This is a genomic window from Vibrio sp. 2-1-2a, assembly GCF_032648565.1.
In the GTDB taxonomy this organism is placed as follows: Bacteria; Pseudomonadota; Gammaproteobacteria; order Enterobacterales; family Vibrionaceae; genus Vibrio; species Vibrio diabolicus.
In genome coordinates this window covers 45,439-60,023 of record NZ_WBOH01000014.1, presented here as the reverse complement: position 1 = coordinate 60,023, position 14,585 = coordinate 45,439, and the positions used below count along the sequence as shown (strand labels likewise).

Here is a 14,585-nt window from a genome sequence, read left to right as displayed (position 1 = left end):
TTTTGAGTAATTCGGTTTTAGTTGCGTGAGCTCGGTGATTGCTTGAGAGCGTGTCCACTTTTTTCGGCTTGAAATAGTGCAAGGTAGTGAGCAAAGAATGTGAGCATTTTTTGCTGGTTATTTTGCTCGCCTAGTTGTCCGAGTAAATGTGCGGCGACTTCAAACGTGCACAAGTTACCTTGTTGTTGGTTGCGTCGCAGCTGATATTGCGAGTCTGCCGATGCAGACAGCTCCATAGTAGGGATACTTTCTAACCAACGGCTCTTGTTGATCATCTTGCGCGCCTCTTGCCAGGTGGCATCCAAAATAATAAACAGCGGATTTTTGGTTTGTTGTTGGCTTTGGAGCGCCACATGTTCGAGTGTGACGCTTTCTTCACTTGGGAATAGAAGCACTGGATACAGCGACGGATCAGCTAATCGAGCGAGCAATTCTGCTGGTGGTTGTTTTCGGTCCCAGATTACTCGCTCAATATTGAGTTGGCACTGCTCTAGTAGCTGGCCGGTATTAGTATCACGCGTCAGTTCATTCGGATGCATCAACAGCAAGATGTTGTGCTCGCTGGTAAGTTTCGGCACCAATGAGCACATACAGTTGAATTTAAAACCACAATTTGGACACGGTTGCGACATTACAGACGAACTCCTTCGCGCACAGGGCTAACCCCATCCGAGAACAGACGCACGCCACTGATTTGGTTTGGCGTTGCCGTTGGTGCCATGCTTGGGTTGAGTGGGTAGCTAACCCCACTGTATTGCATCACGTGTTGCGCTGCCTTAGCTCCGCCACCGCTGACATTAAAAATTAGATCTCGCCAGCCATGAGAGGTTTGTTGGCCGAGCATAATCGGGCTTTGTACCAGTGTGATGCGGCTATTGAAGCGCCACTCTTTTTCGTGATGTTCAAAGATCAGCAATGTACAGCCACCGGAACCACACCAATCCAGCTGTACTAATAGCTCTTCGTTACCATCGCCGTTGAGGTCATAAGTTAGCCAACGGTACTGGTTGTTGTTGGGGTTGGTTTGGTGAATGAAGAAGTAGTTGCGCACGGCGGCATCTACTTTGGAGTCAAACTCCGCACTAGAAGGTACGTCTGCACTGCTGATGGGCTTGTTGGCGCGTTTCTCGGCTGGTTGCATCATGCCCTCATCACGAACGGTGGCAGGGTAAAGCACTAAACCACCATCGGCGATTGGGTATACCAAGTTACCGACTTTTTCTTTGGTCGCTTTGAGCTGATTGCCTTCTCGCGTAAACAGTCGCTCTGACATCAGTCTTTGTTGTTGATGATGTGTCATGACGACTTGAACCTGAGACGGGCTTAATTGTTGCCAGTACCCACGCTCGATTAACGGTGCTTGCCCATTGGCGTAACTGTATTTTGTTGTGGCGCTGTGGTCTGGGTTTAAGGTCATTTGCACCTCAAAACCTTGTGATTGGGTTGAAGTCGCGACATAGGTATTGGCCCAGCCAAGCGTAGCGTCCACGTTTGCAGCTGTACCACAACCTTGATAAGTGTCGCCATCATGTTTTAGCGTCGCTTTCCAGCCATACAAAGAATCACTCATCGTATCTAAGCAGAGGTTTTCTGTTAGGCGAAGTTCACCATCTTGTAGTTGATATGTGCGCTGGCGAGGTTGAAGTTGACTGCTCTTAATCGCTAATTTTTTGGTTTGTTTGCCGATTTGCTGGAATGTCAGTCCATTAGCCTCAAAGCTTGCCGACCAAGAAGGCTCATTACCAAACACGCGAGTTGGTTTGTTTGGTTGCTGACAACGGTTTGGGTTTTCCGTTGTCAGGAAGTTCACTTGTTCCACGACAAAGTTAGCATCGAAATCGGCAGAAAACCCATCGATGCCCGGTGGGTTGAGATGGCCGATAACCTCGCCATACATGGTCTGGTAAGGCTCGTTATTTAACTGAATTGCTCGTTGCATTTGCTGTGGTGACAGTTGTAACCAATATTGCTTGTCGCTGCCACAAGGCATGATGTATTGACTCTCGTGACCGACGATCACTTTTCCACGTAGCATAAAGGTTTGAGGTTGAATGTTGTCAGGCTTATCTAAGGTGGCTGGTGGAGAAGATGGGTCGGCAGCGCCAGATTGTGGCGGCTGCGAACTACATGCTTGCAGAACCAGCAGAGTGGCAAGCGCCACTGGGTTTTTCAAAGCCTTCATGTTATATCTTCCTCATTATTATTACTCAATCGGCATCGGATGGCATTATGGCATATTGGTTATTTAAAACTGAACCAGATACCTTTTCTATTGACACGCTTCGAACCCAAAAGGTTTCATGTTGGGAGGGAGTTCGTAATTATCAGGCGCGCAATATGATGCGTGACCAAGTGAAGGTGGGCGATTTCGTCCTGATTTATCACTCTTCTTGCAAGAATGTTGGCGTTGCCGGTATTGCTAAAGTCGTGAGAGAAGCCTATCCCGATCATTTCCAGTTCGATCCTGAAAGCGATTATTTCGACCCAAAGTCAGACCCAGACAACCCGCGTTGGATTATGGTGGATGTCGAATTCGTGCGTAAAACGGCGCGAGTGATTCCGTTATCGGTGATGAAAGCGATGCCAGAACTTGAGAACATGCCATTGGTGAAACGTGGAAATCGCTTGTCGATCATGCCAGTGACAGAAGAAGAGTGGGAAGCGATCCTTGGCAAAGAGAAGTTGCCAAGTCAGCGATAAAAGAAAAGGGCTGCGAATGTGCAGCCCTTTGTTATTATTTGGAGTATTGCAGCTTACAGCAAGTGATCTTGTAGGTAGTGTGCAACCGCATCTTCTGCATTGCTGCCAATCACTTCGTTATTTGGCAATGCTTTCATCACTTTCTCGTGTGATGTACCCATGACCAATCCTTTACCTGCCATCGACAGCATTTCTACGTCATTCATGCCATCACCAAATGCCACGCAATTTTCTAACGTGAGGCCGAGCTTTTTCGCTACCGCTTCAAGAGCATGGCCTTTAGACACACCTGCACTCATTACTTCCAAGCACCATGGTGTTGAAAACGCAATATTCAGCTTATCGCCAAATTGTTCACGTAGTTTGTTTTCAAACACCACCAAGCGTTCGTGATCTTGTGCCGGATGGGTGAAGAAGATTTTCGCAATACCGTCAGTTGGCGCTTGGTCTTCATCGAATAAGACGTATGTGAATTCGTCATGGAAATCACGCAACGTTTCGTCGTCTTTGTTCATCAACCAACTGTCATTTTGATACATGTGGATAAGTATTTCTTGATCGTGCTTGATCGTGTCGATCACGCCTTGAACCAGTTCTGCAGGGACATTCTCGCTGTACATCAACTGATCTTCCTGGTCATGCACACGGGCACCGTTCGAGGTGATCATGTAAGCCGGAATACCGACCTGACGACGGATGCTCGCAACGTCTACGTGGTGACGGCCTGTTGCAAAGACAAAGGTGTAACCCTTTTCATGCAGCGCTTTTAGCGTCTCTTTTGAGTAAGCACTGAGCTGATGGTTTGGTGCGAGTAACGTGCCATCCAGATCAGAGGCAACGATTTTAGTGATCTCTTTGCAAGGTAGCGATGTGCTCATGAAGTCCTCGTAAACGGTTTGGATAGTGTGGAACAGGTGATTGCAAACGGAGTACAGCAGACTGACTAGATCATGCTGCTCCGAATGCGGGGGAACTTTGGTCGGTTGCATCTGCATGGTTCAACGCAGCCAGACCCAAGCAGTGTACGTCAAAATGAGGATGAAAAAGAGGGTAAATCAATGTGCAGACATTTCCTCTTTAATCATGGCCGTGAAATGGTCGCCTAGAGTTCTTATTATGTTTTTTCGTTTGGCGATGATTTCGGGTCATTCATAAAGCGGAAGATCGCATCGAGTGCTTGATTACGATACTGGTCGGTCTCGAATAAGATCTCATGCTGTGCGCCTTCGATAGAAAGTAGCTCCGCATGTGGGTTGGTTTTACGCAATTTATCGATAAAACGTTTTTGTGCCAGATTGCTGACAATACGATCGTTCCCAGCTTGAATCAGGAGCACCGGTACTTTGACTTGGCGAGTCAATAAAAAGCATTGTTTTGCTGCCATTAGCCCTTGCCATACCCATCGTGTGCTCGGTCCACCGACTTGCAGTTCCGGTTTTTCCGTATAGAGATTTCGGAACCATTGGTAGCGGCCGTAACTTTGGCTGAGTGGGTTATCTTCAAAGGGTTTAGGGAAGTAGGCTTGATGTCCTGGTGCATAGCGTGGCAAAGTCGATACCGCTGACATAATTTGTGTCACTGGAATCGCTATTGGCGATAAGTACCATGGCAGATTAATACCAAACATAGGCGCACTAAGAATCAAGCCGGTAAAGGGATGTTCTGGGTGAGTTTGCAGATAACGTGTAGCGATTGCGCCGCCCATGGAGTGGGCAATGATGAAACATTGCTGATAGTCGCTAAGGTCGTGTTTGTTTACGACCACGTCCATATCGTCAATATAATCAGTAAAGTCATAGACGTGACCCATATCTGAGTCAGACAATAGACGATCTGATAAACCTTGTCCGCGGTGGTCAAAGGAATAGACGTCGAAGCCTTGGCGATAGAGATCGTAAAACAGTTCTTGGTATTTCCAGGAAGATTCAATGCGCCCATTAACGATGAGCACGGCTTTTTTATGTTCTGGATTGGTCAGTTTGCACCAGTAGATGTTCTTTTTCTCAGTTCCTTTAACAAAGCCTTCTTGGCGAGTTTGCCAAAGTGCCGCGATCGGACCACCAATTGCTTGCTCAAATAATGACTCTTGAGTATAAGTCAAAGGTGAATGGTTAGTAGCCATTAGTCGATTACCTGAAGATACGTTGTTTACGCGATGTATCATCGAAGAATTAGTGAGGAAATGCAATGGATACCCACGTCTGGTTAGCTTATGTAGTAACTGCAATCGTTTTTAGTTTGGCTCCGGGGTCTGGCACGGTGAACTCAATCAGCAATGGTTTGAGTTACGGTACTCGCAAATCTTTGGGGGCTGTGATCGGTCTCCAAATTGGTTTGGCTATTCACATTGCGTTAGTTGGGGCAGGAATTGGTGCGCTAGTCGCACAATCGGCAACGGCATTTTCTGTCATTAAATGGGTTGGCGCGGCTTATTTGGTTTGGTTGGGTATCCAGAAATGGCGAGACACTTCCAGCTTGGTGGCGGCTGAGAGCCACAAAGACATGTCTGGCATGGCACTCTTGTACAAAGCTATTTTGATTAACCTGACGAACCCTAAATCGATTGTTTTTCTGGTGGCGTTGTTTCCACAGTTTATTGACCCGGCACAAGACCAACTGACGCAACTGTTGGTGCTTGGTGTTACGACTGTTGTGATCGACGCGTGCGTGATGTTGGGTTACACCACCTTGGCGGCGCAAATGGGACGTTTTATTCGCTCCGATAAAATCATGGGGAAAATAAACAAAGTCTTCGGTTCAATGTTTATGGGTTGTGGTGCATTATTAGCAGCTGCAAAGTCATAAGCCATTTATAGGTCCTTCTTTAGCATGAATACAACGTATGTTGCTCGCCAGCCGATCTTTAACCGCAAAAGACAGACGCTGGGTTATGAATTGTTGTTTCGAGATGGGGAGAGTAACGCATACCCTTCGCATATTGAGTCAAACCGAGCAACATACCGATTAATTGTCGAGAATTTCCTATCACTGGGCACTAACCCAGTGATTGCTTCTTCGCGATGCTTTATCAATTTTCCTCATCAAAGCTTGGTGCGCCGCTTACCGCGCAGCTTGCCAAAAAACAAAATCGTCGTCGAAGTCCTGGAAACTTGCCAGCCGACCGATGATCTTCTCGATGCGATTCGCGAGTTGTATCGAGAAGGTTATTTGATCGCGCTGGATGATTTCACCTTAACGCCGGAGTGGCGTCGCTTCTTACCTTACGTGCACATCGTTAAACTCGATATCATGGCAATGGGGCTGGAAAAAGCGTGTGCGTTGGTCAAAGCTCACCTTGCTAAACGCGTCAAGTATCACTTTTTGGCGGAACGTGTTGAAACCGCAGAAGAGTTTGAGCAAGCCAAAGCGGCTGGCTTTAAGTTTTTCCAAGGCTACTTTTTTAGTAAGCCATTAGTTTCGCAAACAAAATACGTGAGCCCTGAGCAAGTGTTAGCGCTACAGCTTTTTCGTGAAGTCTGCTCACCAGAGCCAGACTTTACTCGTATTGAAACCATCATTACGCAAGATGTCGCGTTGTCGTACAAATTATTGCGCTTTGTAAATACGCAAGCGCCGAACCTGGCTGTCGAAATCAGCTCGTTTCGTCAGGCCTTGATCTACCTTGGTCAGGATAATCTTAAGCAGTTTGTCTCCTTGGTCGTGGCGTCGTATATCTCTAGTAACAAGCCTCGAGAACTTTACCACCTTTCATTACAACGAGCGCAGTTCTGCCAATTAATGTCGCGTTATCAGCCATTTTCCCACCTCAACGAACAGGGGTTTATGGTCGGCTTATTATCGATTTTAGATGCGATGCTTGATTTGTCGGTGGAATCTTTAGTCAAGCAATTGCCACTTAGCGAATCTGTACAACAAGCCTTATTACATCGCAAGGGGGTTTATGGTGCGCTGATTTCTCTCGAAGAGTGTTACGAGCGTGCCGACTGGTCAGGCGTTGAAAAAATCACGATGCAGTTGGGATTGTCTTTGGAAGAGGTCAAGCTCTCGTTAGGCGAAGCGGTTCGCTGGAGTCAAAACGTCGCAACCGCGTAAATTTCTGCCGTATCTTTATTCTCTCTAACCGTTCTTCTCTCAATCTTTATTAGCTCTTTCGATGTGAAACTTTTATGACGATTCTGGGATCACTCTTGACGACATCTCAGAGTTAAATAAATATATACGCATATCCATATATAGGTATGTTTATTATGCTTCCACATCAGTTTTTCAAGCTGTTATCCGATGAAACGCGCGTACGTTGTTTAATGCTGGTGGCCCGTGAAGGCGAAACTTGCGTGGGTGATTTGGCGTTTGCGTTGCAAGAGAGTCAGCCGAAAGTTTCTCGTCATCTTGCTCAGTTACGCTCCAGTGGCATCTTGGTGGATAAACGCCGAGGGCAATGGGTGTACTACGAGTTATCGCAGCAATTACCAGGTTGGATGCGTAAGCTGATTGAAGACTTAGTGGCATCAAACTGTTTGAAGCAAGAGTACCAAGACGACATCACACGCTTGCACGATAAAAGTCGTGAGGCTTGCTGTTAATAGCAAACAGAGATTCAAGGTAGAAGATTAAAGGGTAAAACTATGACAATTAAAGTAGGCATTAATGGCTTTGGCCGAATTGGTCGTTTAGCACTGCGAGCGGCATTCGATTGGCCAGAGTTAGAGTTTGTGCAAATCAACGATGTCGCAGGTGATGCAGCGACGCTTGGCCACTTATTAGAGTTCGATTCAGTGCAAGGTCGTTGGCACCATGAAGTGCAGGTTGAGGGCAATGAGCTCGTCATCAATGGCAAGCGCATCGCCACGACTCAGCAACGTGATATCGACGCTGTGAACTGGTCTGGCTGCGATGTTGTGATTGAAGCGACAGGTGTACACCGCAAAACCTCGTACCTAGACCAATACCTCGATCAAGGTGTGAAGCGCGTGGTGGTGAGTGCGCCAGTGAAAGAAGAAGGCATTGCGAACATTGTTGTTGGCGTGAACGATCATATTTTCGACCCTGAAAAACATCGTATCGTGACAGCCGCTTCGTGCACAACAAACTGTATAGCGCCTGTGGTGAAAGTCATTCATGAGAAGTTGGGCATTGAGCAATCCTCTTTCACGACAATTCACGATTTGACCAATACGCAAACCATTTTGGATGCGCCACATAAAGATCTGCGCCGTGCTCGTGCGTGCGGCATGAGTCTTATCCCGACCACTACCGGTAGTGCGACTGCGATTGTGGAAATTTTCCCAGATTTAAAAGGCAAGATTAACGGCCACGCGGTACGTGTACCGTTGGCGAATGCGTCATTGACCGACATCATCTTCGATGTAAAACGCGATACCACAGCAGAAGAAGTGAATGCTTTGCTGAAAGAAGCGTCGGAAGGGGAGCTAAAAGGCATTCTTGGCTTTGAGGAACGTCCGTTAGTGTCGATCGATTACAAAGGCGACCAACGCTCAACCATCGTTGATGCACAATCCACCATGGTGGTTGGCTCACGAATGGTGAAGATTTACGCCTGGTACGACAATGAAATGGGATACGCAACGCGCACCGCAGAATTGGTTCGAAACGTTGGTCTGGCATAACAGGAGTTCACAATGTCTCATCCTACATGGCAATTAGATTTGGACTCCGGTGCATTAGTTCTGACACCGTGCCCGGGTACCAAAGGCGTCGAGTTGAAAGCGTCGTTGGAACAGTTGAAGGAGCAGGGGGTTCAAGCGGTCGTTACCGCATTGGACGATAGCGAGTTAGCAGCGAAAGACGTTGCGGCTTTGGGTGACACCACTCAGCAGCTGGGCATGAAATGGTTCCAGATCGAGATTGAAGATGACTGCGCACCAAGTGAAGAATTTGCGGCGAAGTGGCACCAAGCCAGTCCGGAACTGCATGCGATTCTTGCTCAAGGTGGCAAAGTCGCGATGCACTGCATGGGCGGCTCGGGTCGCACAGGTTTGTTTGCGGCTCACTTGTTGCTAGAGAAGAAATGGCAGTTAGAAGATATCGTGCGAGAAGTGCAGGCTCTTCGCCCTGGTGCGTTTACAAAACCGGTGCAGCTTGAGTACATCGAACGCGTGGCGAAAGACGCTTGATCAGCTTAAATAGCTTTTGGAACATCATGATCCAAAAGCTATGTTCCAGTTTATATAATGGAAAATAGGTCAGCAGTAAAACTAAAAATTTCAATTTAAGTTTTTGTTTTTATTGGTTATCTTTGTCCATTTGTAAATTTTGGTGTGTTTGTGAATTCGAACTAAGGTTGTATCGCCTTATGGTTGGTGTACAGGTTAATAAGCATTTGGCACATGATGATCTAAATGCTTCTATCGCTGTACATAAGAGGTCAATATGATTTCTCAATTGAGCAAAAGTATTCGTCAGTACATGTTAGTGACGTTTAACTATTGGAACTTTACCGTGACCGACGGAGCGCTGCGTATGCTGGTGGTGCTCTATTTTCACGACTTGGGTTATTCCACGTTAGCTATTGCCTCACTGTTCCTTTTCTATGAATTTTTTGGTGTGGTGACCAATTTGATTGGTGGTTGGTTGGGCGCAAGGTTAGGCTTGAACAAAACCATGAACATTGGTTTAGCGATGCAAGTGTTTGCGTTGTTGATGCTGGCAGTACCCAACGCATGGCTGACGATTCCTTGGGTGATGGCGGCACAAGCTTTGTCGGGGATTGCCAAAGACCTCAACAAGATGAGTGCCAAGAGTGCGATTAAAACGCTAGTGCCAGACGAGCAGCAAGGCGCGCTTTACAAATGGGTGGCCATTTTGACGGGCTCGAAGAACGCGCTCAAAGGAGCGGGTTTCTTTGTCGGTGGCTTGTTGTTGTCTTGGGTGGGTTTCCAAAACTCGATGTTTATTATGGCGAGTGTGCTGGCATTGGTGTTTGTTTGCAGCATGATCTGGCTAGAAGCTGACATGGGTAAAGCAAAGAGCAAACCTAAGTTTCGCCAAATTTTCTCCAAATCTGAATCTATAAATATTTTATCTGCGGCACGTATGTTCTTGTTTGGGGCGCGTGATGTGTGGTTTGTGGTCGCTCTGCCTATTTATCTCGGCAGTGTGTTTGGCTGGGATCACTTGTGGGTCGGTGGCTTTTTAGCCGCATGGGTCATTGCTTATGGGTTTGTGCAAGGCTTTGCGCCGCGTATTACTGGCAAAGCGCAAGGTCGCGTGCCTGATGGTAGTGCAGCATTAGTATGGGCAGGAATTCTTGCGTTAATTACGGGCGGTATTGCTTATGGTGTGCAAATCGGCTGGCAGCCTGAGTTGGTAATTGTTGTGGGGTTAATGATTTTTGGTGCTGTGTTTGCCATTAACTCTTCACTTCACTCGTATCTGATTGTGAGCTATGCCAAAGGCGATGGTGTGTCTCTGGATGTTGGCTTCTATTACATGGCCAATGCGATGGGACGTTTGATTGGCACGGTATTATCGGGTTGGATCTACCAAGAGGCTGGTCTTGCGGCGTGCTTATGGGTCTCCTTTGCTTTCTTGGCGCTGACGACGTTGATTTCGATTAAGTTGCCAAAAGCTAACGTTGCCACAGCGTAAATTTTGCCCGGTGTTTTTATCTGTAGATCGTACAAAATGGCTCCAACTTGGAGCCATTTTTGTTTCTTATGCGCCGTTTGATGTAATCAAACTGTGTGGGTTTGGCATCGAGGGTGAATGCTGATGTTTGGTTCTCGTTAATTGATTAGAGTGGCGATGAAATCCCCGTTGTAGGTCATTGTTGCGTTAAAAATAAGCAAAAACAGATTGTTAACCATTTCACTGGCTGAGATTTACCCTATGCTATAAACGATAAGCGACTCAAAGTAGGGAAAGGTATGAGAGAAAGGGTTCTGTTTTTTGATTTATTGCGCTGCTTTGCTGCGGTGGCAGTGATCGCCATTCACGTCTTGGCCCCTTATCGAAATGAGTTAGGAGTGATTCCGTTTGACCAGTGGTTGACGGCCGTAGGCGTTAATAGCGTTACCCGCTGGGCGGTGCCAGTTTTCATTCTGATCACCGGAGCGTTGATGCTCAGTGACACTCGACCATTTGACGGTAAGTATTATATCAAAAGGCGTTTAGGCAAAGTCTTAGTCCCATTTCTTATTTGGTCGATGTTTTATGCATACCTCTCTGGCTGGACGGCTCAAGGGTTTGACTTTGAAACCGTAAAAGAGGTGTTAAGCAATAGCCCATTTCACGCAACGTATTACCACCTCGGTTTTTTCTATTACTTTATACCGCTGTATTTTGTGATTCCGTTGTTCCAATGGATGGTACGCAACGTTGATGACAATGTGTTGTATACCTATCTCGCATTTTGGATTTTCACCAGCACGCTGTTTTTGTTCAAGATTGATGGTCCGTGGAGTAACCAAATGTGGCTCTACATGGGTTACCTTCCTCTGGGGTATGTTTTATTTCAAAAGGTGCCTTTGAACCGCTCTATGGTGACCTTATTTACAGGGTTTGGTCTCGTCGCGTTGGCTGTGACATTTACTATGGTCGTGACAAACAGTCTAGAGGCTGAGAAGTACACGGTTGGACGCTGGCTATCTTACAAAACACTGAATGTCATTCTAGCAGCTTCGATGATTTTCATGATCGGTCGTTACTTTGGGGAAGGCTTGTCACCAAAAGTACAAAAAGTGGTGAGTGTGATCAGTCAGCACAGCTTGGGGATTTACTTACTTCACCCAATTTTCTTATGGCCGATGAAAGCCTTTGGTTGGTACACCGGACATCCCGCATGGGTGATTCCAGTCTGGATCATTATCAGTGGAGCTGGAGCCTTGGCGATGAGCTATCTATTTTCTCGCTCTGCCAAGACTCGTTGGTTACTGCCTTAACGTTTGATGGCGAAGTGAAGGAATTTGTTACCACGATAGGTTAGCGTTCCTTTATCTCCAGGGTTGAGTGCATGGTAGTAGTGCACTCCAATTTGGAACTCTCGTTTAGGGCCAATAGAACCGCGTTGGACATAAATCCAATATTCTTGGTCGTCTTGGCCTGGTGGTGCATCTGGGATGTCGATAGCTTGCTTATCTAAAATAGTTACCTGTGCACTTTGTTCTGGAGCGTCTTCGCCCACATAGTGCTTGCTATAGAAACGAAAAAATACCCATGCGCCCAAAGCAATAAGGGCGAACAGGGCGACAATAAGTGAGATTGGCATGTTAACCTCCGATGTTTCATTGAGCTCTATTCTACAGAACTCACTGATGAAACGATGAGTTGAGATAACTTATTCATAATCTAATGAAAGGGACATGAATTTTATTCGGCGCACTTCACGGTTTACCTCAATGGGCGCGCGATGAAATCGTTGTTTCATCTGCAAGCTACGTCACTAAAGCTGAACTAAGCAGCTTTCACTTGTCTGGCTATATGCGCTCAAGGGCACAAATTGAAAGTAAAATTGCACTTAACGGCTCGAAAAAGCTCTAAATTTATAGAAGAATAAAAATAACGAACACGGGAAGGGTCTGGTAAGGAGGGTTACGATGTCAGATATTGAAAAAGTAGTCATGCGTACCCGAACGATCGAAAAACTTTTGCGTACTCAGTACCATGCAGAAGGGAAAGGGTTACACCAACTTATTAATAGTTGTGAAGAACGTTTACCACATGACGTGATAGCGAAGCTTCGTTTTATCGCTACTGTGCGTAATAAAGTGGTTCACGAAGACGATTATAAGCTGGATGATCGGAAAGGCTTTATGGCGGCATGTGACGCTTGTGAAAAAGAGCTAACGCCAAGAAGCTCTCGTTTTATTTGGCGTGCAGCAATTTTGCTAATGACGTTGATTACGCTCGCCGCTCTTGGTTTCTACTACATGCATTGGGATATCTTGTCCAAACACATACAGTAGAAAAGCACAGATAAATAAAAAAGGACGCATTTGCGTCCTTTTTTATTTTTAATCAGTAGGTTAGTACATCATTGGCAGTGTCATTAAACCCACAACCACTGCAATCATTACCAGCCCTTGTTTTTGAGAAGATGAAATCATAACACTACCCCTTAATCTTTGATGAACTCGATGAATTTAATATAGCACTGTTTTTGGGGTTTGATCAACATATGCTCGATAATCTTTTCAAAAAATACACTTAACTTGTCTTTTTTTACGTGTTTTTGACTAATGAAACTGTGTTTTTTGTGTTGTATTTAAAATGCTCGTATTGTGTGATTGTTGTTCGTATTTTATTTAAGTGTATGATTTTAAGGTGTCAATCTTGGTTTGTTGTTGGCTTTGAAATTGTTTTTTGTTTCGGTTGGTATGTTGATTGCCGATTTTGTCTGTGTTTCTCAAAAATTGAGAAAATAAAAAGATGTGCTATGGAGGTGCATCATTGAGTTGAGGTGTGGAAGGGGAATTTTCTTATCTAATGAGAAAATATGGGCTTAAAAAGTGTTTAGTGATTTGATGGTTTATGAAGTCGGTGTTTTCAATGGTTATTGAGAATGTGGCTTTATTTATCATTAGCTTACGTTCGTTATTTGATGTTTTTGTTATTGAGTTAAGTTTGATTTTTCATGTTGTTCTAATCTGTTCATCGGTGGTTTCTACTATTTTAGCTCGCTACCAAGACGATTTTCTTTTTTGTGTCTGTTATTTATTCTTGTTGCCTGTGATGTATGCAGTCTGATGGTTTAGTCATCAGTTTTTGACGTGATGGGTTACCAAGGCCATTGGGCTGGCTTTTAGTTAAATTGTTTTAATAAGCGCGGGTTACTGTGCCGTGTGATTTGATGAACTTGGCTCATGGGATAGGGCAGTGCCCCATATTTATGGCCGTCACTAAGGCTCATCGACTTAATTGTTGTGCAGACTGAGGGTTACAAAATGTTTCGAATCGCTAGCGAGATCCAACTTTCGCAGATTGTGTCTTTACATCAAAACTGGTCTACCTAGACTAGCGGCGAGTTTAAGTAAAAGGTGTATACGGCATGTGGAGTTGGCTGGCGATAGGGCTATCAGGTGTGTATTCCGTGTTGGGAGCAAAACAAGCTAACCCGACACAATCCCTCGTGTTTAAAATCTTTACTCTGCTACTTCTTCTTGTGTTGGTGTTAACTCAAGGCGCATCCGCAACATATACCTACTGGATTGCGGGTGGGCTTATTGTTTCTATGGTGGCAGATACGCTGCACTCGTTTAAAACTCGCAAGCTAATTTACTTTGCTGCGTATTTGCTTGCTCAGGTGTGCTATAGCAAGTCATTTTGGGTGCAGCTTAATGGTGAGATTGTCTGGTGGCTGTTGGCCCTACTGCTCGCAGCGAGTATCGTGGCGTTCTTTTTGTTGCTACCTCAACTCGACTCTCTGGTGTTTCCTGTTGTGATCATGGGGATGATGTTGGTTCAGCTTGCTTGGGCGGCGGGTGAAGTTTGGTTGCAGGCCCCGAGCTATGCCAATGCTATCGGTTTCAGCGGAACCCTAGTTTTGATCTATTCGGCGTTGGCGTATGCGATACACGGTTACCGAAAACCGATGAAACACGCCTATTTGTGGGTAAGTGGTAGCTACTTCTTTGCCCACGCCCTCATTGTTGCCTCTATCATTTACTAATTTAAGTCAAAGCAGCTCCCGAAGATTTCAGTAAACTGGACGTATTGTTCTTGATGACTGGAGTCAATAATGAGTGAAATCCATGCCCACGAGCTGCTAAACCTACTTCGAGAAACGCCAATGGATCGCGAAGCGCTGGCACAGCACTTTGGCAACACCGTTCGCTTTCACACCTGTAAACTGAATGATCTAGACTTAGATGCATTGCTAGCATTTTTGCTCAAGCGCGACAAAATCCGTGAGCTTGAAGGTAAGTTTGTGGTCAATATGGCGCGTGTCTGCAATCACTAAGCGGCGG

At 45.7% G+C, this 14,585-nt stretch carries 16 protein-coding genes; 11 read left to right on the top strand and 5 right to left on the bottom strand.

Features of this window, described 5'->3' with window-relative positions; genetic code table 11:
- Positions 1 to 17 precede the first annotated feature (17 nt).
- Positions 18 to 632: a tRNA-uridine aminocarboxypropyltransferase gene (locus tag F7Y48_RS22020; protein WP_258645423.1), complete on the bottom strand. Its 615-nt coding sequence runs from the start codon at positions 630 to 632 to the stop codon at positions 18 to 20.
- Positions 632 to 2,182, bottom strand: coding sequence for a hypothetical protein (locus tag F7Y48_RS22015; RefSeq protein WP_316685389.1), 1,551 nt, complete (start codon positions 2,180 to 2,182; stop codon positions 632 to 634). The genes F7Y48_RS22020 and F7Y48_RS22015 overlap by 1 nt, the downstream gene beginning before the upstream one ends.
- A gap of 47 nt (positions 2,183 to 2,229) precedes the next feature.
- On the opposite strand from F7Y48_RS22015, the gene F7Y48_RS22010 reads away from it, so the two are divergent.
- Entirely contained in the window at positions 2,230 to 2,700 is a 471-nt protein-coding gene (locus F7Y48_RS22010) for an EVE domain-containing protein (protein WP_152815596.1), read from the top strand.
- Positions 2,701 to 2,753: 53 nt separating this feature from the next.
- Here the strand turns inward: F7Y48_RS22010 and F7Y48_RS22005 are convergent, their stop codons facing one another.
- Together F7Y48_RS22005 and F7Y48_RS22000 are read right to left on the bottom strand one after the other, a co-directional pair.
- Positions 2,754 to 3,578, bottom strand: coding sequence for a Cof-type HAD-IIB family hydrolase (locus tag F7Y48_RS22005; protein ID WP_005393831.1), 825 nt, complete (start codon positions 3,576 to 3,578; stop codon positions 2,754 to 2,756).
- Positions 3,579 to 3,814: 236 nt separating this feature from the next.
- Positions 3,815 to 4,822 (bottom strand): alpha/beta fold hydrolase, encoded by a 1,008-nt coding sequence (locus F7Y48_RS22000; RefSeq protein ID WP_047010230.1) that lies wholly within the window; start codon positions 4,820 to 4,822, stop codon positions 3,815 to 3,817.
- Positions 4,823 to 4,887: 65 nt separating this feature from the next.
- Here F7Y48_RS22000 and rhtB point away from each other — a divergent pair, with 65 nt between their 5' ends.
- From rhtB to F7Y48_RS21965, 7 genes are all read left to right on the top strand, one after another.
- Positions 4,888 to 5,505 (top strand): homoserine/homoserine lactone efflux protein, encoded by a 618-nt coding sequence (rhtB, locus tag F7Y48_RS21995; RefSeq protein WP_005393828.1) that lies wholly within the window; start codon positions 4,888 to 4,890, stop codon positions 5,503 to 5,505.
- A 24-nt stretch (positions 5,506 to 5,529) separates the two neighbouring features.
- Entirely contained in the window at positions 5,530 to 6,753 is a 1,224-nt protein-coding gene (locus F7Y48_RS21990; RefSeq protein ID WP_085344481.1) for an EAL and HDOD domain-containing protein, read from the top strand.
- 155 nt (positions 6,754 to 6,908) lie between these two features.
- Complete coding sequence (locus F7Y48_RS21985) at positions 6,909 to 7,244, top strand: metalloregulator ArsR/SmtB family transcription factor (protein WP_005393826.1); 336 nt, start codon at positions 6,909 to 6,911, stop codon at positions 7,242 to 7,244.
- 42 nt (positions 7,245 to 7,286) lie between these two features.
- Positions 7,287 to 8,288, top strand: a complete 1,002-nt coding sequence (locus tag F7Y48_RS21980; RefSeq protein ID WP_005393824.1) for an ArsJ-associated glyceraldehyde-3-phosphate dehydrogenase — start codon at positions 7,287 to 7,289, stop codon at positions 8,286 to 8,288.
- Positions 8,289 to 8,300: 12 nt separating this feature from the next.
- Positions 8,301 to 8,795: a cyclin-dependent kinase inhibitor 3 family protein gene (locus F7Y48_RS21975; RefSeq protein ID WP_202600835.1), complete on the top strand. Its 495-nt coding sequence runs from the start codon at positions 8,301 to 8,303 to the stop codon at positions 8,793 to 8,795.
- A 256-nt stretch (positions 8,796 to 9,051) separates the two neighbouring features.
- On the top strand, positions 9,052 to 10,269 hold the full coding sequence (arsJ, locus tag F7Y48_RS21970) for an organoarsenical effux MFS transporter ArsJ (RefSeq protein ID WP_005393820.1): 1,218 nt from the start codon (positions 9,052 to 9,054) through the stop codon (positions 10,267 to 10,269).
- A gap of 278 nt (positions 10,270 to 10,547) precedes the next feature.
- Complete coding sequence (locus F7Y48_RS21965) at positions 10,548 to 11,561, top strand: acyltransferase (RefSeq protein WP_085344485.1); 1,014 nt, start codon at positions 10,548 to 10,550, stop codon at positions 11,559 to 11,561.
- On the opposite strand, the gene F7Y48_RS21960 is transcribed toward F7Y48_RS21965, so the two are convergent.
- Positions 11,558 to 11,887, bottom strand: coding sequence for a DUF2500 domain-containing protein (locus F7Y48_RS21960; RefSeq protein WP_005393817.1), 330 nt, complete (start codon positions 11,885 to 11,887; stop codon positions 11,558 to 11,560). The genes F7Y48_RS21965 and F7Y48_RS21960 overlap by 4 nt on opposite strands.
- A gap of 328 nt (positions 11,888 to 12,215) precedes the next feature.
- Here F7Y48_RS21960 and F7Y48_RS21955 point away from each other — a divergent pair, with 328 nt between their 5' ends.
- From F7Y48_RS21955 to F7Y48_RS21945, 3 genes are all read left to right on the top strand, one after another.
- Positions 12,216 to 12,584: a hypothetical protein gene (locus tag F7Y48_RS21955; RefSeq protein WP_005393815.1), complete on the top strand. Its 369-nt coding sequence runs from the start codon at positions 12,216 to 12,218 to the stop codon at positions 12,582 to 12,584.
- 1,082 nt (positions 12,585 to 13,666) lie between these two features.
- Complete coding sequence (locus tag F7Y48_RS21950) at positions 13,667 to 14,287, top strand: lysoplasmalogenase (RefSeq protein ID WP_005393811.1); 621 nt, start codon at positions 13,667 to 13,669, stop codon at positions 14,285 to 14,287.
- Positions 14,288 to 14,356: 69 nt separating this feature from the next.
- Complete coding sequence (locus F7Y48_RS21945) at positions 14,357 to 14,578, top strand: YecH family metal-binding protein (protein WP_005393809.1); 222 nt, start codon at positions 14,357 to 14,359, stop codon at positions 14,576 to 14,578.
- The last annotated feature ends 7 nt before the right edge of the window (positions 14,579 to 14,585 follow it).